This window comes from Bartonella queenslandensis AUST/NH15 (assembly GCF_000312585.1).
Lineage (GTDB): Bacteria > Pseudomonadota > Alphaproteobacteria > Rhizobiales > Rhizobiaceae > Bartonella > Bartonella queenslandensis_A.
In genome coordinates this window covers 44,374-65,147 of the sequence record NZ_HE997986.1, presented here as the reverse complement: position 1 = coordinate 65,147, position 20,774 = coordinate 44,374, and the positions used below count along the sequence as shown (strand labels likewise).

At 39.1% G+C, this 20,774-nt stretch carries 19 protein-coding genes and 1 pseudogene; 10 read left to right on the top strand and 10 right to left on the bottom strand.

The window, feature by feature from the left end:
• From BN338_RS02825 to virB11, 4 genes are all read left to right on the top strand, one after another.
• On the top strand, positions 1-696 hold a 696-nt coding region (locus BN338_RS02825; protein WP_039758836.1), incomplete at its 5' end, for a VirB8 family type IV secretion system protein.
• Between the two features lie 13 nt (positions 697-709).
• Positions 710-1,516, top strand: a complete 807-nt coding sequence (virB9, locus tag BN338_RS02820; RefSeq protein ID WP_039758835.1) for a P-type conjugative transfer protein VirB9 — start codon at positions 710-712, stop codon at positions 1,514-1,516.
• Complete coding sequence (gene virB10 / locus BN338_RS02815; RefSeq protein WP_039758833.1) at positions 1,516-2,676, top strand: type IV secretion system protein VirB10; 1,161 nt, start codon at positions 1,516-1,518, stop codon at positions 2,674-2,676. The genes virB9 and virB10 overlap by 1 nt, the downstream gene beginning before the upstream one ends.
• Positions 2,651-3,712, top strand: a complete 1,062-nt coding sequence (virB11, locus tag BN338_RS02810) for a P-type DNA transfer ATPase VirB11 (RefSeq protein WP_039758831.1) — start codon at positions 2,651-2,653, stop codon at positions 3,710-3,712. Before virB10 ends, virB11 begins: the two co-directional genes overlap by 26 nt.
• A gap of 755 nt (positions 3,713-4,467) precedes the next feature.
• On the opposite strand, the gene BN338_RS02805 is transcribed toward virB11, so the two are convergent.
• The 7 genes from BN338_RS02805 to rimM form a co-directional block, all read right to left on the bottom strand.
• A complete protein-coding gene (locus BN338_RS02805; protein WP_039758829.1) occupies positions 4,468-5,247 on the bottom strand; it encodes a succinate dehydrogenase iron-sulfur subunit in 780 nt (259 codons plus the stop codon).
• Between the two features lie 14 nt (positions 5,248-5,261).
• Positions 5,262-7,106 carry a succinate dehydrogenase flavoprotein subunit gene (sdhA, locus tag BN338_RS02800; RefSeq protein ID WP_039758828.1) on the bottom strand — a complete coding sequence of 615 codons (1,845 nt, stop codon included), beginning with the start codon at positions 7,104-7,106 and terminating at the stop codon, positions 5,262-5,264.
• 6 nt (positions 7,107-7,112) lie between these two features.
• The gene (gene sdhD / locus BN338_RS02795; protein ID WP_039758826.1) at positions 7,113-7,499 is read right to left on the bottom strand and encodes a succinate dehydrogenase, hydrophobic membrane anchor protein; all 387 of its coding nucleotides are present in this window, start codon (positions 7,497-7,499) and stop codon (positions 7,113-7,115) included.
• Between the two features lie 18 nt (positions 7,500-7,517).
• A complete protein-coding gene (gene sdhC, locus BN338_RS02790; RefSeq protein WP_039758849.1) occupies positions 7,518-7,919 on the bottom strand; it encodes a succinate dehydrogenase, cytochrome b556 subunit in 402 nt (133 codons plus the stop codon).
• Positions 7,920-8,398: 479 nt separating this feature from the next.
• Positions 8,399-8,839 carry a 50S ribosomal protein L19 gene (gene rplS, locus BN338_RS02785; RefSeq protein WP_039758847.1) on the bottom strand — a complete coding sequence of 147 codons (441 nt, stop codon included), beginning with the start codon at positions 8,837-8,839 and terminating at the stop codon, positions 8,399-8,401.
• A gap of 210 nt (positions 8,840-9,049) precedes the next feature.
• Entirely contained in the window at positions 9,050-9,748 is a 699-nt protein-coding gene (trmD, locus tag BN338_RS02780; RefSeq protein WP_039758824.1) for a tRNA (guanosine(37)-N1)-methyltransferase TrmD, read from the bottom strand.
• A gap of 311 nt (positions 9,749-10,059) precedes the next feature.
• On the bottom strand, positions 10,060-10,605 hold the full coding sequence (gene rimM / locus BN338_RS02775) for a ribosome maturation factor RimM (protein ID WP_039758823.1): 546 nt from the start codon (positions 10,603-10,605) through the stop codon (positions 10,060-10,062).
• Between the two features lie 131 nt (positions 10,606-10,736).
• Between rimM and BN338_RS02770 the strand changes: the two genes are divergently transcribed.
• Positions 10,737-11,558, top strand: a complete 822-nt coding sequence (locus tag BN338_RS02770) for a SapC family protein (protein ID WP_039758821.1) — start codon at positions 10,737-10,739, stop codon at positions 11,556-11,558.
• A gap of 3 nt (positions 11,559-11,561) precedes the next feature.
• Positions 11,562-12,530 carry a tyrosine recombinase XerC gene (locus tag BN338_RS02765; protein WP_039758818.1) on the top strand — a complete coding sequence of 323 codons (969 nt, stop codon included), beginning with the start codon at positions 11,562-11,564 and terminating at the stop codon, positions 12,528-12,530.
• A gap of 559 nt (positions 12,531-13,089) precedes the next feature.
• Here BN338_RS02765 and BN338_RS02760 read toward each other — a convergent pair.
• Positions 13,090-13,362 (bottom strand): BolA family protein, encoded by a 273-nt coding sequence (locus BN338_RS02760; RefSeq protein ID WP_039758814.1) that lies wholly within the window; start codon positions 13,360-13,362, stop codon positions 13,090-13,092.
• 124 nt (positions 13,363-13,486) lie between these two features.
• Here BN338_RS02760 and BN338_RS02755 point away from each other — a divergent pair.
• The 3 genes and pseudogenes from BN338_RS02755 to cobT all read left to right on the top strand — a co-directional run bounded on the left by BN338_RS02755 (position 13,487) and on the right by cobT (position 17,185).
• A pseudogene (locus tag BN338_RS02755) lies at positions 13,487-14,105 on the top strand (J domain-containing protein).
• A 182-nt stretch (positions 14,106-14,287) separates the two neighbouring features.
• A complete protein-coding gene (gene cobS, locus BN338_RS02750) occupies positions 14,288-15,268 on the top strand; it encodes a cobaltochelatase subunit CobS (protein ID WP_039758811.1) in 981 nt (326 codons plus the stop codon).
• 15 nt (positions 15,269-15,283) lie between these two features.
• The gene (cobT, locus tag BN338_RS02745) at positions 15,284-17,185 is read left to right on the top strand and encodes a cobaltochelatase subunit CobT (RefSeq protein WP_039758808.1); all 1,902 of its coding nucleotides are present in this window, start codon (positions 15,284-15,286) and stop codon (positions 17,183-17,185) included.
• A 1,126-nt stretch (positions 17,186-18,311) separates the two neighbouring features.
• Here the strand turns inward: cobT and BN338_RS02740 are convergent.
• Positions 18,312-18,995 (bottom strand): VUT family protein, encoded by a 684-nt coding sequence (locus BN338_RS02740; protein WP_039758805.1) that lies wholly within the window; start codon positions 18,993-18,995, stop codon positions 18,312-18,314.
• Positions 18,996-19,118: 123 nt separating this feature from the next.
• Entirely contained in the window at positions 19,119-19,424 is a 306-nt protein-coding gene (gene rpmB / locus BN338_RS02735; RefSeq protein WP_039758803.1) for a 50S ribosomal protein L28, read from the bottom strand.
• A 286-nt stretch (positions 19,425-19,710) separates the two neighbouring features.
• On the opposite strand from rpmB, the gene BN338_RS02730 reads away from it, so the two are divergent.
• Positions 19,711-20,502, top strand: a complete 792-nt coding sequence (locus BN338_RS02730) for an SURF1 family protein (RefSeq protein WP_039758799.1) — start codon at positions 19,711-19,713, stop codon at positions 20,500-20,502.
• Positions 20,503-20,774 lie beyond the last annotated feature (272 nt).

Sequence of the window (20,774 nt, the reverse complement as noted above, 5' to 3'; positions counted from 1 at the left end):
GAAAAACAAACTAAACCAGTAAAATCCGAACAGCTTAACAGTTATTATGAGGAAAGTCGTGGCTTAGAGCGTGATCTTATCAACGAGTTTATAAGATCACGCAGGACAGCGTGGCGTGTAGCCAGTGCAGTTGGTATTTTTGGTCTATTCGGTATGATATGCGGAGTTGTCGGTTTTTCTCAACCAGCTCCAACACCTTTGGTATTACGTGTTGATAATACAACAGGTGCAGTTGATGTGATCTCGGTCATGCGTGAACACGAAGAAAGCTATGGTGAAGTTGTAGACAGATATTGGCTCAATCAATATGTGCTCAACCGCGAAACTTACGACTATGATACCATTCAGCTGAACTATGACACAACAGCACTTTTAAGCGCAGCAGCTGTTCAACAAGAGTATTATAAAATTTATGAAGGAGAAAAGGCGCGAAACAAAGTGCTTTCTAATAAAGCACGTATCAGTGTTAAGGTACGATCCATTCAACCCAACGGACTTGGACAAGCAACTGTACGTTTTACAACGCAGCAACATGACAACGCTGGTACAGCTACTGGACCTAAACAACACCAAATCGCAACAATTGGCTACACCTATGTTGGTGCCCCTATGAAATCATCTGATCGATTGCTGAACCCCCTTGGTTTCCTAGTGACAAGTTACCGTTCTGATCCGGAAATATTGTTGAATGATTAAGGGGTTGATTGTTATGAAAAAACTTGCATTCGTTATTCTATTATCTTCGTTTTCTTCTCTTTATACAGTGCCTGTGCAGGCACTCAAAAGCCCAACAAATTCACAATATGATCATCGCATTCGTTATATAACATATAACGAAGCCGATGTAGTGCAAATTGAAACAGTTCTTGGTGTGGCAACGCATATTATTCTTGAAGAAGGTGAACAGTATATCACCCATGCCTTTGGTGATTCAGAGGCCTATGCCTTTGCTCATAAAGGGCGGCATATTTTTATTAAGCCAAAAGCAGAACTTGCCAATACCAATCTCATTGTTGTAACCGACAAACGGAGTTACAAATTCCGACTACAATTTCGAAATGACCGTGCGGGATCAACATATGAATTGGCTTTCCATTATCCCGATTCAAAAGATGAAAAATCAGAAGTAAATAACCAACGCTTTGCTATTGAACGTGGTTTTCACCAAAGCGTAAAAGGCTATAATCTCAGTTATACCATGAGCGGTCACCAAGATATTGCTCCGATAAATGCTTGGGACAATGGGCGTATTACTTACTTCAAATTTCCCGCTAACATGGATATGCCGTCGATTTATGTTGTAGACGCTGAAGGAAATGAAAGCTTAATACCACGCACTGTTGTTGGCAGTTCTAATGATATTATTGCCGTTCATAAGGTCAATCCTAAATGGCTCATACGACTTGGTAAGCGTGCTTTAGCTGTTTTCAACGAAGCTTATGATCCCAATGGTATACCAAATACAACTGGAACAATATCTTCGGTAGTTTATCGCGTCAATAAAGGAGGAAAATGATGTTTGATAATGAGAACGGAGAGGGAAAAAGGACAAAACTGGACAATGCAGAGCAGAAACATATTGAAGGTGCATATGGAGGATCGGAACTAGGTTCAGAACGTCGTCCAACAATTCCAGGTGCCCGCGCATTGTTAATGATAGGGCTTATTGTCGTCATAGCGCTACCGATTGCTCTGAGTTGGAAAGCTTTGAAAATGCGTAATGCTGTAGAAGTTGAGGAAGAAAAACCGCAACAAACAGTACAGCAGATTATACCAGACTATGTCCCTCCGGTTATAGAAGAGCCAAAACCGGTGAAAGAATCAGAAAAATCAACACCAACTGAAGACTCAAGTTTGGATATTCCACCAGCCTTAAGTAAACTTCTTCAAACGACCATTCCTCCACATTTGCTCCAAGATTCTGAAGGACTAGCACGCAAACGTATGCTTAATTCTAGTCTTAACAATGGTGGGAGTGAAGGATCTACAGCGGCGAAAAATGCATCAAATGATGGTAGGAGTAGTGGTCCGTTATTTGATAACCTTCAACCGGTACGTTTAGGTCAATCACATGCGGTACAACTTCATAATCGTGATCTCTTAATTACGCAAGGAACGCAAATAGATTGTACGTTGGAAACGAAAATCATTACGTCACAACCAGGAATGACGACATGTCATTTAACACGTGATATTTATTCTACAAGTGGTCGTGTTGTTTTGCTTGATCGTGGTTCTAAAGTCGTTGGTTTTTACCAAAGCGGCGTACAACAAGGACAAACACGTGTATTTGTACAGTGGTCACGCATTGAAACACCTTCTGGTGTTGTTGTCAATCTTGACTCACCCGGCACAGGTCCTCTTGGTGAAGCAGGTATCGGCGGCTGGATTGATAGACACTTTTGGGAGCGATTTGGTGGCGCAATTATGGTGAGTATCATCGGTGATTTAGGAGAATGGGTGAGAAGTAAAGTTAATATTAATAAAAGTAGCAAAGAAAATCAAGAGAATGCGCAACTTCAAGGGGCTCATAATGCCGAACTTATAGTAAACGATGTTCTTCAAAATTCTGTCAATATAACACCAACTCTTTACAAAAACCAAGGCGAACGAGTAAATATTTTTATTGCTCGTGATCTGGATTTCAGCAATGTCTACAGTCTCGTCACACGTTAATCCAATACAAAAAGACCAAGCGGTTTCTCAGCTTCTGCAACCGCTTGATCATTTCTTAGAAGATCCGAAAATCACTGAATTATCGATCTGCCGCCCCTGTGAAGTGTGGACAAAAAGCTTCAACGGGTGGCAGGTTCATAGCGTACCAGAGTTAACAACAGCTTTTTTGCAAACGCTTATCACAGCTATTATCGTTTATAACGGTATGGCTCCTAGAAGTATTAATTATGTGCTCTTGCCTGGTGGACAACGTGGTACAATTATCCAAACACCAGCTGTTGTTGATGGTACTCTTTCCTTTGTAATTCGTAAACATTCTCTCATAGTTAAAACGTTAGAAGAACTCAAAGAAGAAGGGGTTTTTGATGATTTTTCCGATGTAAGTTTTAATAAACCCTCAGCAAAAGAAGCCAATAACTTCTTATTGAAGCATGACTTCACACGGTTGGAACCATTTGAAGTTCAACTCTTACAACGTAAACGTGAGGGAAAAATTCTTGAGTTTTTGGAAGAATGCGTCCTTCACAAACGTAACATTATCATTGCAGGTAAGACAGGATCTGGTAAAACCACATTTGCCCGCTCGCTCATTGAAAAAGTCCCTGTAGAAGAGCGTATTATCACGATTGAAGATGTTCATGAGCTTTTTCTACCCAATCACCCTAATCATGTAAATATGATTTATGGTAACAATGTAGGCCGTGTTTCAGCTGAAGAATGTCTAGATGCATGTATGCGTCAATCTCCTGACCGAATTTTTCTTGCTGAATTACGAGGCAATGAAGCATGGGAATATCTCAATTCACTCAACACGGGTCATCCCGGATCGATTACAACGACGCATGCCAATAGTGCTTTGCAGACATTTGAGCGATGTGCTACCTTGATTAAAAGATCAGAGGTTGGTCGCCAACTCGAGCTAGAAATGATAAAGATCGTTCTTTATACAACAGTTGATGTTGTGTTGTTCTTTAAAGATAGAAAACTTTCTGAAGTTTTTTACGACCCGATTTTTGCTAAATCAAAAATCGCTTAAAAGAGGTTTTCTCTCTCGATAATAGCACATAGACAAAAAGAGCCGTAACCAACTGTTACGGCTTTTTTATTTAGCATCCCCTCTTCTCTTTGCTTCTCTAATGTATTTTCTACACTCTTCATGAAAAAAGAAAAAAGTGAACAGACAAAAACTTCATAAGAAAACAAAATCGCATATTAAGCTCTATTCTTTTACCTTTGAGCATACTCTCTATTTATTTTTGAAATGTATATTTGATGCACACAAGAAAAAAGTGACGACAAAATAACTATTTGAACAAAAAGAAAAGAATAAATTTTGATTTGCCTAAAAATTAAGAGATTCGTGAAACAGTTACCGAACATAACCAATTATTATCATTATCAAGACAAAAGCTTATTTTAAGTAATGAAAAAATATATTTTTGATCCAAACAGTTTTTAAATAAAGAGAATCTCATATAAATACACAATCATTCTGCTTTCTATAAAGCACATTCTATTAACGAATAGAATGTATAGCGATCTATCGATTTTTTTCGACAAAATTGGTGACTTTGCAAAAATAGAAATCAACCCTAAGCTTTCTTAAGCGTGTGCCATTGCAAGGATTTTTTTCTACAAGAATGACTTCATTTTTAGGGGGATATTTCGCTTTTAGAATGATTATAGTTACGGAGTACCCTCATAAGAGGCTCATGCACTCTTAAAGGTTAAATTCCTAAAGGCACATACCGTTTCTAGCTTTGACCTTTACTTTCATTAATGAGTAATTCTTTAAAGGCGGCGCTCAACCATGAGTTTTTTAATTTCAGCAATCGCTTTTGCTGGATTTAATCCCTTTGGACAAGTTTGCGTACAATTCATAATCGTATGACAGCGATAAAGGCGGAAAGGATCTTCTAAATTATCAAGACGCTCACCACACATCTCATCACGTGAATCCGCAATCCAACGATAAGCTTGAAGCAAAACAGCAGGGCCCAAATAACGATCACCGTTCCACCAATAACTTGGACATGATGTCTGACAACACGCACACAAAATACACTCATAAAGACCATCGATTTTTTGGCGATCAGAGTGACTTTGTAACCACTCTTTTGCAGGTTCAGGAGAAACTGTTTGCAACCAAGGCTCAATGACTCGGTGTTGTGCATAAAAGCGCTTTAAATCAGGAACCAAATCTTTAACAACCGGCATGGAAGGCAAAGGATAGACTTTAATGGGATGTTTTACATCATCCATACCTTTGGTACACGCCAACGTATTAGTCCCATCAATATTCATCGCACATGAACCACAGATACCTTCACGGCATGATCGGCGAAGTGTTAAAGTTGGATCAATATGGTTCTTAATAAATAAAAGCCCATCAAGAATCATAGGACCACAAGCAGAACGATCCACATAATAAGTATCTAGATGAGGATTTTCCTCATCATCAGGGGACCAACGATACACGTGAAATTCCGTCAGCTTTGTAGCACCTTCAGGTTTAGGCCAAACCTTTCCCGGTTTTACTTGGGAATTTTTGGGAAGTTTAATTTGTACCATATTTCATTCTCCCCTTAATAAACCCGTTTTTTAGGTGCAATACGCTTTAAATCGATCCCACCATCAGCTTCAGATGTTAATGGGTCCACATGGACAGGTCGATAGGATAAAGTAACTTTACCTTCTTTTGACAAATGTGAAAGCGTATGTTTTCGCCAATTTTTATCATCACGCTCTGGATAATCTTCACGAGCGTGAGCGCCACGGCTTTCTAAACGTGCTTCAGCAGAATGAACAGTCATAATTGCATTCGCCATAAGATTTTCAAGCTCTAATGTTTCAACCAAATCAGAATTCCATATTAGGGAACGATCTGTGACTTTAAGATCAGACAATTCTCCCCAGATTTTATTCATCCGTTGACATCCCTGTTTCAAAGAATCTTCTGTACGGAAGACTGCTGCATCTTCTTGCATTGTGCGTTGCATTTTTTCACGCAACACGGCTGTTGGTATGGCTCCTTGCGCAAAACGCAAACGATCAAAACGCGCCATAATTTGGTCAAACGCTTCTTCATTCAAAGGTGGAATTTCAGCGTTCCGATCAATAACTTCACCCGCACGAATGGCAGCAGCGCGCCCGAACACCACAAGATCAATCAACGAGTTTGACCCCAAGCGGTTAGCACCATGAACAGAAGCACATCCTGCTTCTCCTACCGCCATCAGCCCTGGTTGAATACGATCCGGAGAATCAGCTGTTGGATTGAGAACTTCTCCGTAGTAGTTGGTAGGAATTCCCCCCATGTTATAATGAACCGTTGGCAAAATGGGGATAGGTTCTTTTGTTACATCCACTCCTGCAAATATCCGTGCTGATTCTGAAATCCCTGGTAAACGCTCGTGCAAGATTGCAGGATCAATATGATTGAGCACCAAGTGAATATGATCCTTCTTAGGTCCAACGCCACGCCCTTCACGAATTTCAAGCGTGATACAACGTGAAACCAAATCGCGTGAAGCTAAATCCTTAAAGGAAGGTGCATAGCGCTCCATAAAGCGTTCACCTTCAGAATTAATTAAATAGCCTCCCTCACCACGCGCTCCTTCTGTAATAAGACAGCCAGAGCCATAAATTCCTGTCGGATGGAATTGCACAAATTCCATATCCTGAAGTGGCAATCCAACCCGCGCGATCATTCCACCACCATCACCGGTACAAGTATGCGCCGATGTTGCAGAAAAATAAGCACGTCCATAACCACCGGTTGCAAGAACCACCATTTTGGCAGAAAAACGGTGGATTGTACCATCATCGAGATTCCACGCCACAACCCCCGTACACACCCCATCTGTCATGATGAGATCGAGAGCAAAATATTCAATAAAAAATTGCGCGTTATGCTTTAAGCTTTGCCCATAAAGGGTATGCAAAATGGCATGGCCCGTACGATCAGCGGCTGCACAAGTCCGTTGAACAGGTGGACCTTCACCAAATTGTGTCGTATGTCCACCAAAAGGACGTTGATAAATTTTTCCTTCTTGCGTTCGTGAAAAAGGAACGCCATAATGTTCTAATTCATACACAGCAGCGGGTGCATTACGCACCAAATATTCCATTGCATCAGTATCGCCCAACCAATCAGAACCTTTCACGGTATCATATAAATGCCACTGCCAATTGTCAGGTCCCATATTTGAAAGCGATGCGGCAATCCCCCCTTGTGCTGCAACTGTGTGTGAGCGCGTTGGAAAAACCTTCGTAATACAAGCTGTCTTTAATCCTTGTTCTGCCATACCCAGTGTTGCACGTAATCCTGCACCACCAGCCCCAACAACAACAACATCAAATTTATGATCTACAGTGCAATAAGGGGCGTTACCTGCTTTAGCGCCCAAAGATGACCTTGTACCCGCCATATTTGTTTAACCCCCTAATGCAATTTTCAAAAGAGAAAAAATAATGACACCACCTATGAAAAAACAAAATAAAATATTTAATATCAAAAAGAATAACCGAAAACCTTCGCGTGGAATATAATCTTCGATCACCACCTGCATACCAAGTTTCATATGATAAAGGAGTGAAAAAGTCATCAATCCCATCAAAATAGCAACAATAGGATGTGCAAGTCTTGCACGCACAATACTATAGTCCTTTCCCACAAGCGAAAGAATAAGAACAATCAAAAATATCAAAAGTGGTAGATTGATAAACCCTGTCAAACGCTCTAGCCAAAAATGCTCTGTTCCTGCATGAGCACTTCCACGTCCCCGTACTTTTCCAAGCTCCGTTCGAAAATCTTTTTTCATGTCTCTTTTCACCCCCAGCTAAACAACGGTATATCCAACAATCCAAATCGCAAAAGTAACAATAAGAGAGATAAACACTGTCGCCCAAGCAGTGACTGTTGCCTTTTCTTTTGCCAAAAGGCAAGGCTTCAGATCCCAAATGATGTGGCGAACACCGCCAACCATGTGATGAACGCCTGCCAAAGTATAAAGAAACAAAATACACAATCCAAACCAAGAACTGTAAATTTCATGAACTGTTCTAAATGCCTCTTCGCCACACGCAATAGCAATTAACCAAACAGCAAGAAAAACCGTCCCAACATAAAGGGCCATACCCGTAATGCGGTGCGCAATGGACATGGCCATCGTAATTGTCCAACGATAAATACTGATATGAGGGGAACGAGGGCGATCTTTTATCCTAGTTGTTTCTGTCATAAAATATCCTGACCTGGTTTTTGCAACCGCAATGAACGAGAAAGTCCGCACAAAACGACTCAACATACTCTCTCGTTTTCACTTGTTTGGCATCTCAAGATACCGATATTACAGGTCGGTTGTCTCAAATAACGGATTAAAGGTCACGCATAAAAAAACCGATTACTCCACGGATATGATCCGCAAAACTCGACCTAATCTAATACACTTTTATCTTCACGTCAAAGGTCTAAAATCTTTTCTCAAATATAAACAGAAATTTTTTCAAACAATACTTATTCCGTTTGAATATCCATGACATGTGCAATGATACTCTACACCTTACCCATTATTTAAGAATAAAAAAAGAGACAAAATTTGGATAGATTAAACATTTTCATGTCCCCTCCACGCCTTTATAAATGACAAAACGAATCATAAAAGACACAAATAAGCGGCATAAAAGCCGCTTTTATATAAAGCTTAACCGATTGTAATTTTTACTCAGCAATCTGTGTTTCAGCATCTACGCTTACAGGGGCTGTTTCTACTTTCTCAACACCCTTTTCATCTTTTTTTCGATAATCTCTCTTTTCAGCAATACGGGCAGCTTTACCTCTCAAACCACGAAGATAATAGAGTTTTGCCCGACGCACTTTACCACGACGCACCAGCTCAACAGCTTCAATCAAAGGTGAATAAACAGGAAATACCCGTTCCACTCCTTCACCATAAGAAATCTTGCGGACTGTAAAAGTCTCATTCAATCCGCCACCTGAACGTGCAATACAAACCCCTTCATAAGCCTGAACACGTGTCCGCGTACCTTCCGTCACACGCACCATAACACGGACTGTATCTCCTGGTTTAAAGGCTGGAAATTGGCGTTTTTCCTCAATTTTTGCACATTGTTCAGCTTCAAGCTGTGCGATAATATTCATCTTTTTATCCTTCATGTTCTTTATCGAACAGTCAGAGCGCTCAACTCTTACCCAAAAAGCCTTATACTACGAATAAACTGCTCTTTAGGCTATGCCTTACACAGGAGCGAATACACCATTCCTTCATTTTAATTTTGGCATTACAGAAAACCTTTTATTAAAAACTCTCTAACGAAGAGAGCCATGCCATACACCACCTTATCATATGAATCAAGTTTTCTGACGTTTTTTATCATAACGCGCATAAAGATCAGGGCGACGTTGACGTGTTAACAGTTCGGCTTGGTTTTGACGCCAATCTGCAATCGCCTTGTGATGACCTGAGGTTAACACGGGTGGAATCTCTCGTCCTTCGAAAAGAGAAGGGCGCGTATATTGCGGATGTTCTAGCAAACCATTTTCAAAACTTTCACACTTTGCAGAAGCTTTATTCCCCATCACACCGGGGAGAAGACGTATAATAGCATCTAAGATAACCAATGCGGCGGTTTCACCCCCTGAAAGAATATAATCACCAATAGAGACTTCTTCTAATTCCCGTGCTTCTATGACTCGTTCATCAACGCCTTCAAAACGTCCACAAACCAATGTTATACCTGAATCATCAACCAAACGACGCGCATAAGCTTGGTCAAAAGGACGCCCACGTGGACTCATCAATAATCTTGGCGAATCCTGTGGACAATGATCAAGCGCAGCTGCCAATACATCCGCCCGCATCACCATACCAGCCCCCCCACCAGCGGGTGTATCATCAACGCTATGGTGTTTATCCAAAGCAAAATCTCTAATCTGCACTGTCTCCAGTGACCAGATTCCGCGTTCTAAAGCTTGCCCAGCTAAGGAATACCCTAAAAAACCAGGAAACATTTCAGGATAAAGAGTTAAAACGCGCGCCTGAAACTTCATGTTTATTTTTTCATCCTCATTTTTTTAAACAGACTCTTATTCTCAAACAGACTCTTATCAAAAATAGCACAAACCAGACATTATAACGCTATAGCGTTAATACAGATCTCTTCTTATCTGCTTTCTGCAGCCATATTCGATACGATCCCTCTCTTCAATACGTACACTTTAAAATACAAACCATCACTTGCACGCCCCTTCTAAAAATCTAAAAAACATTTAGAAATCAAAACTCAAGCCCCCTACTCTTGGAATCACCTACCTTTTTAATATTTTCCATTTTTTATTTTTTTTAAATTCAAGCCCTTTTCTTATTGATCATTTTCTCCCCCATCGCTAAGGCCAGCAGCCATGGGATCAACAATAAGAAAACCAGAATCCATACAAATTTCTGGTACCGCCACTTTACTAAAAGGGATAAGAACTCTTTTACCTACATTCAAACGTATTTCAAGCAAATCACCAGCCCCGAAATTATAAAAACCACACACTTCACCTAAGATTTTTCCCCCATATTCTTGAACACGCAACCCTATTAAATCGACTTGATAAAACTCATCCTCCATCAAATCATCAATCAATTGATCACGCATCACATAAAGGCGAATACCTTTTAAAGACTCAGCCGCATTACGATTTTCCACCCCTTTAAAACGGACAATCGCGTTATTTTTTTGCATGCGAAGAGTTAAAATTTCATAAGAACGCCCCATATCATCATAAAGAGTCCCGTAAGATTTGAAGCGCTGTGGCTCGGCACTTAGAATTTTAACAAAAACATCCCCTCTTATACCATGAGGCATACCAATAATGGCAAGATAGACTTTATTTTTAAGCTTTTCTTTATTATACTTCATGCAAAAACATTATCTCTCAAAAATGAACCCTCAATCGTAATAATTTCTATTCAATCTTGTTGCCATATGAAACAATTTTCTCAAAAGACCTTTCTTGGTAACAAAAACAAATTAATAAAGGAGAAAGTCTTATGGCAAATATTATGCTATTTTACAAAGATATCACGCCAATCAACAAAGTTTCCCATAAAAATCTAAAATTTGCTCCTCCAAGTGATATGTCTTTTGCTAAAGATACGCACTGGGTTCCTTTAGCAAGTACTGAATATTTTCAAGCAGCACTAGACTATCCTATTTTGTTTATGTGCGCTGAAGATGAACAAAAAAAACGGCACTATACATCCGCCGCTCTTGTTGGTCTTTCTAACGACGAAAATGACTATATCGCCTCTGATAAAAATTGGAAAAACAATACTTATGTTCCAGCTTTTGTCCGTCGCTATCCTTTTGTTTTAGCACAACTGAGCAATGAAAAAGAACTTTCTGTTTGCTTTGATCAACAGTCCGGTATGTTTAACGAAGTTGCAGGAACAGAACTTTTTAATTCCGATGGTTCTATTTCTCCTTTTATGGAAGAACGTATTCGTTTTCTTGAAAGTTTTAAAATCGCTATGGAGAAAACCTCTAAATTTATTGATGCCTTGGTAGAAATGGATCTTCTCAGTCAAAAATCAATCAATGTAAAAAACGATAAAGGTCTCTCAGCACAATTAGAAAATTTTTGGGTTGTTGACGAAGAAAAACTGAACAAACTCTCAGCAAACCAACTTGCCAAACTTCATAAAAACGGCTTTTTAGGATTAATTTTTGCACATTTGATGTCAACGCATAATCTTTTAAAAATACTCTCTCTTAAAGGTGAAAAACAACTTATCAATCATGAAGAGAAACTCGAAAATAAGAATGGTCATTCTGACGATGAACAACCTAAAAAGAAAGAAACCCTCAACTAAATAATGTCCATCAAAAACGACAAAAGAAAAGATGAAAATAATCCTCTCATTCCAGCAGATCCTGCGGTTTTAACCGCAAGGAAAAGCTGGTTAGAGTGTCTTGTGAAAACACGTCGTATGTCTGTACAAACAGCGCAAGCCTATGAACGTGATACGCGGCAATTTTTATCTTTTCTCTGTCAACACTTAAGCCAAGCACCAACCCTTACAGATCTTGCTCATTTACGTGTCAGTGATTTGCGTGCTTATCTTGCTTATCGACGTACAAACAAAGTCAGTGCTCGCTCTTTAAGCCGCGGAGTAGCGGGCATCCGTTCTTTTTTCAAATATCTATCCCGCGAAGGAATTGTCAATATTCCCGCTGCTCAATTGATCCGAAGCCCTAAACATCCAAAATCGCTTCCAAGACCTTTAGCGATACCATCAGCTCTCCACATCGTTAAACAAGAAAATCAACAAGAAAACGAACCTTGGATTAACGCTCGTAATGCTGCTGTCCTCATGCTTCTCTATGGCTGTGGAATGCGAATATCAGAAGCCTTAAGCCTCACACCAGAACAATTTTCTGATCCTGAAAAAACAAGTTTATTCATAACAGGAAAAGGAGGAAAAACACGTCTTGTTCCTCTCATCAAAATTGTTTACGAAGCTGTACAAAATTATCTCAAATATTGCCCATATCCTTTAATAGGAAACCAACCTCTCTTTCGTGGTGCGCGAGGTGGTCCCCTCCAGCCCGCCATTATTCAGAAAACCGTCCGCAACTTACGTGCAAGCCTCGGGTTACCAGAAACGGCCACCCCTCATACACTACGCCATTCTTTTGCCACCCATCTTTTATCACGGGGGGGAGATTTGCGAACAATTCAAGAACTTCTTGGGCACGCTAGTCTTTCCACCACACAAACCTATACCCATGTCGATACAGATCATTTGTTGGAAATTTATCAAAAGTCCCATCCTCGTTCTTAAAAATGTCTCATCAAAAAAATTAAAGCATTTCAACCTCAAGTGCCAAAGTTTAGACACAAACCGCTCACTCTTCTTGTAAAACAAGGATAAAATCGCTCGATGTATTTTGACGCGCATCATATCTGAGAAACAACAATGCTTTGATTTATAGCAATAATATAACATTCTTTATATTGAATAGAACCTTGAATACCGTAAAATTCTCTCATTTCAAATCTGTTCCTTGTCGAATTAATAAAAGTCAAATCCATCAAAATCTCTTGCTTGCACGCATCACAAGCAGGTGGACCTATATGGGAAAATGATACAGATAAGGCATACCTCTTAAATCATTTTAAGTGCTAAGAGCCGTACAACACCCACGAACTAGAAAAGTGTGTGATCGTGTAGCTTGCTCTTTTATGAAGCGTAAAGAGGGAATGCTCAATAAATTTTAGACACTTCATGGGGGCTTACCCTTCTACCATTCACGGACACCATCGCGAAATGAGTGTAAGAAATATAAAGAGATGTTTTTTTAAACAAAAAAACCGCTCTAAAAAATTTTTTAAGAAAAAAATTAAAGCTTTTCAACCTCGAGTGCCAAGGCATGGACACAAGTAGCCAGCTCTTCTTTTAAAACGTGATAAATTGCTCGATGAATTTCTACGCGTGTCATATTGGAAAAAGAAGAAGATAAAATTTTCACTCGAAAATGTGTTTCTCCTTTACCATCAAAAGCATGCTCATTATGAGGATGCCCCTCATGCAGATGACTCTCGTTAATCACTTCAAGTTTCTGCGGATGAAAAGCATCTTGAAGCTTTTTCTTGATTATTGTTTCTACAGACATTTTTCATTCCTTAACAAAATGCAAAGTGCAAAAACACACCTTTTTCATAATCAAATAAGTGTGAAAACAAATTTTTCAAAAGTCAATTCTTGTAAAATTAATCAATTTTGCATAAATCAAGGATATGACAATAACATCTAAATTATTCGATTCAATTCGCATAAGCTCAAATAAAAACAAAAGCTGAAGCTGAAGCGCAACAGTGTCAGTGGGAAGGTTGTGAAAAGACAGGGACCCATAAAGCACCTGCAGGTCGAAATCACGAAGGGCAATATCTACATTTTTGTATTGAGCACGTGCGTGCCTATAATAAAAATTTTAATTACTTCTCAGGTCTTAGCAACCAAGATATCGCCAAATTCCAAAAAGATGCTCTCACAGGACATCGTCCAACATGGCCGACAGATCTTAGCAATGGCACATCGAAAAAAACAGCAGCCAATTACGCAAAGATTCGCTCTGGAACAGCGGCCTATCAAAATCGTATGCGTGATCCTTTTACACTTTTTACTGAGCGGCATTCAAAAAATAATTTCTCACGAAAATTAAAACCTTTAGAAGCCAAAGCTTTTGATACACTGGGACTACAAGCGAACGCTTCAGCAGAAGATATCAAAATGAAATATAAAGAGTTGGTAAAAAAACACCACCCTGATTCCAATGGGGGTAATCGAGCTTCAGAAGAACGCTTTCGCGATGTTTTGCATGCTTATAATTTGCTCAAAAAATCTGGTTTATGTTAAAAAATACGCGCTTATATGAACCCATTCTCATTGAGATCATTACTCTTTGCATAAAACATTATAGAATGGCAACGATCTTCCTTCATCTCTAAGGTTCTCGTTATAGAGCATTGCATAAATGCTCTAACTCTTGTATCGTTTTCTCATGAGATAAATAGCGTCCTTTCCCTTCCAGAAATATCATGACAAATCCTACCGTTGAAAATACACCCGATCTTACACTTTGCGCTCGTGATCTATTTCATATTGAAACAGATATGAAAATCCCTGCTTTTAGTACAAAAAGCCCCCATGTTCCTGATATCGATCCCGATTATCTTTTTGATCCGCAAACAACTTTAGCGATTCTCGCAGGCTTTACCTTTAACCGCCGAGTCATGATTTCCGGCTATCACGGAACAGGAAAATCAACGCATATTGAACAGGTTTCTGCCCGTCTCAATTGGCCTTGCCTTCGCATTAACCTCGACAGTCATGTAAGCCGTATTGATCTTGTAGGAAAAGACGCTATCGTTTTAAAAGATGGCTTGCAAATCACTGAATTTAAAGAGGGCATTTTGCCATGGGCTTATCAAAATAATATTGCTCTTGTTTTTGATGAATATGATGCGGGCCGTCCCGATGTTATGTTTGTCATCCAACGCATTCTTGAAACCTCTGGAAAACTAAGCTTGCTTGATCAAAACCGTGTTATCTCTCCTCATCCAGCATTTCGTCTTTTTGCAACAGCCAATACCATTGGTCTTGGCGATACAACAGGGCTCTATCATGGTACCCAACAGATCAATCAAGCTCAAATGGACCGCTGGTCTATTGTTACGATACTCAATTATTTACCCCATGATAAAGAAGTTGATATTGTTTGTTCAAAGGTCAAATCGTTTCAAACAGCTGAGGGAAAAAAGACAATTTCACAAATGGTTCACGTTGCTGATATGGTCCGCCAAGCTTTTACCAATGGGGACCTTTCAACAGTCATGAGCCCGCGGACTGTCATGACTTGGGCAGAAAATACCACAATTTTTCAAGATGTTGGCATTGCCTTCCGGTTAACTTTTCTCAATAAATGTGATGAACTCGAACGTTCCACTGTCGCAGAATTTTATCAACGCGCCTTTGAACAAGAGCTTCCCGAATCACTTATGCAGGATGTCTTGTCTTAAAGGAATATGTCAATTATGGCGATCGACCCTGACGACAACAGAAAAAATCATACAAACAATCCTCCCCCCAATACGCTTAATCATGAAGCTTTTAAGAAAGCTCTTTCCACCTGTATGCGTGCCATTGCTGGGACATCCCAGCTAGAAGTTTCCTTTAGCCACAACAGACCATCTTTGAGCGAAAATTGTGCACGTCTACCAGAATTACCACAACGTGCAACAGATCAAGATATCACGATTACCCGCGGATTAGGTGATTCCATGGCTCTGCGCAAAGCATGGCATGATAACCGCATTCACATGCAATTTGCTCCTCTAGAATCAGAAGCACGGGCTGTCTTTGATGCCCTTGAACAAACACGTGTTGAAGCAATCGGTACTTTAGCCATGGAAGGGCTTGCGAAAAACCTTGATGTCATGCTCGCCGATAAATACAAAAGAGCCCATTATGAAAAGATTAGCAACCAAAGTGAAGCCCCTATCCAAGAAGCGATAGCGCTTTTATTACGGGAAAAAATAACAAAGCGTGCTGCCCCAAAGGAAGCGGGTCTTGTTTTAGAATTTTGGCGCCAAGAACTCGAACAAAAAGCCGCAGAAGAGCTTAATGAACTTACCCATCATATTTACAATCAACAGGCTTTTGCGAAGATCGTTCACCAAATGCTTGTTACACTCCAAATGACAGTGCACCAAAATGAAACTTCTGACAGCGAAAACAATAAAAAATTAAAAAACGCATGTGAACCTCAAGACCAAGCAACCGAAGAAGAAAGTAAAAACAAAAAACACGCTCAAAGTGAAGAACAAACGAGCACTGAACAAGAAAGTGATGTACAAGACGAAGGAAAAGTACAAACAACACATTCAAATAACACTGATCAAGCTGACGGCGAACAAAAAAATGGACCTTGGCAAGAAAAGCCGAGCAAACCCAAACGCCTTTTTTCCGATTCAGAACAAATGGAAAGACTTGGCAATTATAAAATATTTACGCGTCAATTTGATGAAGTTTTGGAAGCAACAGATTTTTGTTCTGAAAACGAGTTAGATCACTTACGCCGTTATCTTGATAAGCAAACCAATCATCTTCAAAACATTGTTGGACGTTTAGCAAACCGTCTCCAGCGTCGCCTTATGGCACAACAAAATCGCAACTGGAACTTTGACCTTGAAGAAGGATATCTTGATACAGCACGACTTTCACGTCTGATTATTGATCCCATGCAACCTCTTTCTTTTAAAATAGAAAGCAATACCCAATTTCGGGACACAGTTGTTTCACTCCTTATTGATAATTCTGGGTCAATGCGCGGACGTCCCATTAGTGTTGCCGCAAGTTGTGCCGATATTTTGGCACAAACTCTTGAACGTTGTGGTGTCAAAGTTGAAATTTTAGGTTTTACCACCAAAACTTGGAAAGGAGGGAAATCACGCGAAAAATGGCTTGAGCAACATAAGCCTAATCATCCTGGACGTCTTAATGATTTATGTCATATCATCTATAAAAGTGCTGATATGCCATGGCGTAGAGCACGGCGCAATTTAGGTTTGATGATGCAAGAAGGATTATTAAAAGAAAATATCGACGGAGAAGCTTTGATTTGGGCGCATCAACGCCTTTTATCACGGCGTGAACAACGTCGCATTCTCATGGTCATTTCTGATGGGGCCCCTGTTGACGATTCAACACTATCAGTCAACTCTAGCAATTATCTAGAAAAACATTTACGCGCAGTGATTCAAGAAATTCAAACACATTCCCCCATCGAACTTATCGCCATTGGAATTGGTCATGACGTCACACGTTATTATCAACGTGCTGTAACAATTATGAATGCTGAAGAACTCGCCGACGCCATAACAAAACAATTAGAAGCACTTTTTAGTGATAAAATACCTCAACTTTATAAAAAATAAACCCACCTTAAATCATCAATACATTGATTTATAATGATATATCTATCACTTTTCAACTTGAATGAAAGTCCTGCATACTGCAAGATTTCTTTATTTTAAATTTGTCTCAGATTGAACCAATTAAAACTATTTTCTCACACATGGCAGACGGTACTGGAAAGCATAATCCTATTTTAAAGAAACATTTCAGCTTACTTCCAAGCTTAGTGCACAAAAGCGCCTATGAATGATCTTTAGTGTAAAATTCATTAAGTATCACCATCTTTACACGCCATAAAAAAACGATACCATCCCTGTATCTGCCCATTCCGTTATCACAAGAAACCTTAGCATTTGAAACGATTATTAAGAGGTATGTCTTTTCTTTAATGTTTATGTTTTTTATCTACACGGGCTTCCCCCGCTTGTCATATGCAAGAGAAATACTTTTGATTGAGGCCATATTAAGAGAGATTAAAACGAAAGGTTTTTTACAATATTTAAGGCTTTCATTCAACATATAAGAAGATGAATTATCCTTACAAATTAATGTGTTACAGAAAATATAATCCAACTCAATCATCTTTACCTATGCAAATAACTCTATTTTCCAACTCTTAATATTTTGACATAAATCAACACATTGATAGCAATCAACTATAATTTCTTCTATATTGACATTACTCATAAAAACGTATTTTGCATACTCTCAAAGGGTACTTATCTGCATACCACCCTTTGTTTTGATACACGAAGAATAACTTGAATTCAGTATAAGAAATTTACGATACGCGAAGGTAATTATATGCAGTTTTCTTATGGTGCAAAACGATGAATTATTATCACAAATTCAATAAGTTAAGAAAATCCAAATAAAATTTCTTTTACATCAATGCAGTTTATAAAAAGGTTTTTTCAACCTCTTTCAAAGAGTATTTGTTCACCTATTTTTTATGAAATCATAAACAAATAACTTTTACTGCTTCCTGACAAAAAGAGTCTCGAAATGAGAAAAACATTTAGGCCTCTCACATAAGCCGTAAAACGATAAACTCTCTCAATTAACGATTGCTCATAACGATTGCCCAGCGCATACCTAACATAACAGAAATTTTCTTAAGTTTTAGAAAATAAAAAATAACGATTATTATTTGTTACAAGCAAAAGAGGAATCATCCTTTGAATGACTTTGATAAAGAGGAAGCTTCACAATGTTAAGGATTGTCCCATAAGGAATCAGCATAAACAGACTCATAACAATTTTTACGAAAAAATCGCCAAAAGCAAGTGAGAGCCAAACTGGCATGCCTATCCCTCCCAAAACAGTACTCTCCACCAGTGAACTATCAGCATACCCTGTTATCTTATCAAGAATAGCAAAAGAACTGGAAAAAGCAAGAGAAAAAAATAACACCGTATCCAACGCCGAACCAACCAACGCAGCTGCTAAAGGTGCTTTCCACCACGTTTTCCGTCGCAAAGGCGTAAAAACAACAATATCAAGGAGTTGACCAAACAAAAAAGCCAAACTAGAAGCAATTGCAAGTCGCGGGGTCGCCAATATCCAAGAAACAAAAACACCGGCAAAAAAACCAGCATAAACCACACGCCGCGCAGCAGACGGACCATAAAAACGATTGGTTAAATCGTTGATTAGAAAGGCAAATGGATAAGTAAAAGCGCCATAAGTCAACAGCTCATTCAAACCAAACCAATAGACGGGATATTGAACCAAAATATTAGAAACAGTGACTGCAAGACACATCGCTAAAATAGAAAAAACGACATATCTTTTCTTTTGCTGTTCTAATACAAGACCGCTTGAAAACATTTTTTTTAACCTGGGGGATGGAACCACTAAAATAATCTAAGAAGAAAAAATCCTAAAAACGCATTTTTAGGACAGAGAATAACGATCAAATCATTCATAAACCAAAAACAATAACGCTAAGAACTAGGCTGCTTTTCCAGCCTCTTGCTCAGCTTTCTTCTTAACGATTTGGCGTTTTAATAAGCGCGCACGTTGCGATAACTCTTTGTCATCCGCTTTAACCAAAAATCCATCAAGACCACCACGGTGCTCAACAGAACGCAATGCATTCGCTGAAATGCGCAAGCGATAACTTTGCTGTAACACTTCTGAAATCAACGTCACATTGCAAAGATTTGGCAAAAAACGACGCCGAGTCTTATTATTCGCATGGCTAACATTATTACCATACAGAACCGTTTTCCCTGTCAATTCACATGCACGAGACATAAACTTCACCCTTAAACTCTAAGAAACTTTCAATCCCCTATACCCTAAAGAACATAACACACAATGCGGCCTTGAACGGATATCACCGGGAGTTCTCTTTTTAATAGGGGGTCGACAACAAAAGGTCAAGTCTTTTATAAAACCTTTTTCATCTCTTGCTGTTTCATCCTTCATCTTTTTCCGCAATAAAGGCGTACAAATTCCACTCAAAAGCGTACAAAATGCTTTTTTTTAAGGTATACCGTGTTAGAATAAAGGCTTAGTATCCTGAAAGGAAGCATAAATCATGAACAAAAAAGAGCCGCCCATGACAAAGCATCAGGGAAATTCTTGTTGCTTTTCTTCTCTTTTGTTTGGAACTTTATGCACTTGTTTTTTTCTTCTCTTCAGTGCATTAGGCATATGGCAAGTACAACGGTTAAACTGGAAAACAAATCTTATCACCAGTGCCAATCAACGCATTCACTTAGCCCCCATAAAAGCCCCCCAGAAAGATCAATGGGCAGATGTTACTTTCGAAAAAAATGAATATCAACCTGTTGTTATCACAGGAAAACTTTTAACAGATAAAAACATTTTTGTTACTGCTGCTGCTCAAAACACTACGGGCTACTGGGTTTTGACTCCTTTACAAACCGTTGACAACACACTGACCTTTATCAACCGTGGCTTCGTCCCCATGGACGAACGTAACAATTTTCAACACTCAGAGCAATCACATACAAATACCTCATCTCAGCAAGATTCTACCAAAAACACAGAACAAACAACAATCATCGGTTTATTACGTATGAGTGAAAAAAATGGATTTTTCCCGCGCAAAAATAATCCTGACAAGAATGTGTGGTATACGCGTGATCTTCCCGCTATGGCAGAAAAACTTGGTCTGTCCACTGTTGCTCCTTATTTTATTGATGCCAGAAAAACATCTCCACAAGCAAAACTTCCCGTCACTGGTCTTACGATTATCCACTTTCGAAATAATCATCTTGTTTACGCAATCACGTGGTTTATTTTAGCTGCTGGTGTACTGGGCGCTTTTCTTTTTCTGCTAAAGCAAAAAGAACTAAAAAAATAACAAGCAAAAACACCTACCCCCATAATATAATCATTAATATGCTTCACAATAAAGCATATCTTAACGCTATTATAACGCTATTATATTGAGAGTTTACACATAACAAAATTTGTTTTTAAAAAGCAATTATTTGATTTATAATAATAATTCTATCATTTTATAAATTAAAACCTCAGATATCTATAACACTCTTGCACTGAAAATCTTCTGACTAGAAACCCGCAAAATCATTCTCTTACGCCCCCCCACAAGCAACATAGGGATAAAATTAT

What these genes read in the sequence shown, in the direction of transcription:
- virB9 (WP_039758835.1), top strand. Translation starts at nt 710, where the DNA reads ATGAAAAAACTTGCATTCGTTATTCTATTATCTTCGTTTTCTTCTCTT.
- virB10 (WP_039758833.1), top strand. Translation starts at nt 1,516, where the DNA reads ATGTTTGATAATGAGAACGGAGAGGGAAAAAGGACAAAACTGGACAAT.
- virB11 (WP_039758831.1), top strand. Translation starts at nt 2,651, where the DNA reads ATGTCTACAGTCTCGTCACACGTTAATCCAATACAAAAAGACCAAGCG.
- BN338_RS02805 (WP_039758829.1), bottom strand. Translation starts at nt 5,247, where the DNA reads ATGGTACAAATTAAACTTCCCAAAAATTCCCAAGTAAAACCGGGAAAG.
- sdhA (WP_039758828.1), bottom strand. Translation starts at nt 7,106, where the DNA reads ATGGCGGGTACAAGGTCATCTTTGGGCGCTAAAGCAGGTAACGCCCCT.
- sdhD (WP_039758826.1), bottom strand. Translation starts at nt 7,499, where the DNA reads ATGAAAAAAGATTTTCGAACGGAGCTTGGAAAAGTACGGGGACGTGGA.
- sdhC (WP_039758849.1), bottom strand. Translation starts at nt 7,919, where the DNA reads ATGACAGAAACAACTAGGATAAAAGATCGCCCTCGTTCCCCTCATATC.
- rplS (WP_039758847.1), bottom strand. Translation starts at nt 8,839, where the DNA reads ATGAATATTATCGCACAGCTTGAAGCTGAACAATGTGCAAAAATTGAG.
- trmD (WP_039758824.1), bottom strand. Translation starts at nt 9,748, where the DNA reads ATGAAGTTTCAGGCGCGCGTTTTAACTCTTTATCCTGAAATGTTTCCT.
- rimM (WP_039758823.1), bottom strand. Translation starts at nt 10,605, where the DNA reads ATGAAGTATAATAAAGAAAAGCTTAAAAATAAAGTCTATCTTGCCATT.
- BN338_RS02770 (WP_039758821.1), top strand. Translation starts at nt 10,737, where the DNA reads ATGGCAAATATTATGCTATTTTACAAAGATATCACGCCAATCAACAAA.
- BN338_RS02765 (WP_039758818.1), top strand. Translation starts at nt 11,562, where the DNA reads ATGTCCATCAAAAACGACAAAAGAAAAGATGAAAATAATCCTCTCATT.
- BN338_RS02760 (WP_039758814.1), bottom strand. Translation starts at nt 13,362, where the DNA reads ATGTCTGTAGAAACAATAATCAAGAAAAAGCTTCAAGATGCTTTTCAT.
- cobS (WP_039758811.1), top strand. Translation starts at nt 14,288, where the DNA reads ATGACAAATCCTACCGTTGAAAATACACCCGATCTTACACTTTGCGCT.
- cobT (WP_039758808.1), top strand. Translation starts at nt 15,284, where the DNA reads ATGGCGATCGACCCTGACGACAACAGAAAAAATCATACAAACAATCCT.
- BN338_RS02740 (WP_039758805.1), bottom strand. Translation starts at nt 18,995, where the DNA reads ATGTTTTCAAGCGGTCTTGTATTAGAACAGCAAAAGAAAAGATATGTC.
- rpmB (WP_039758803.1), bottom strand. Translation starts at nt 19,424, where the DNA reads ATGTCTCGTGCATGTGAATTGACAGGGAAAACGGTTCTGTATGGTAAT.
- BN338_RS02730 (WP_039758799.1), top strand. Translation starts at nt 19,711, where the DNA reads ATGAACAAAAAAGAGCCGCCCATGACAAAGCATCAGGGAAATTCTTGT.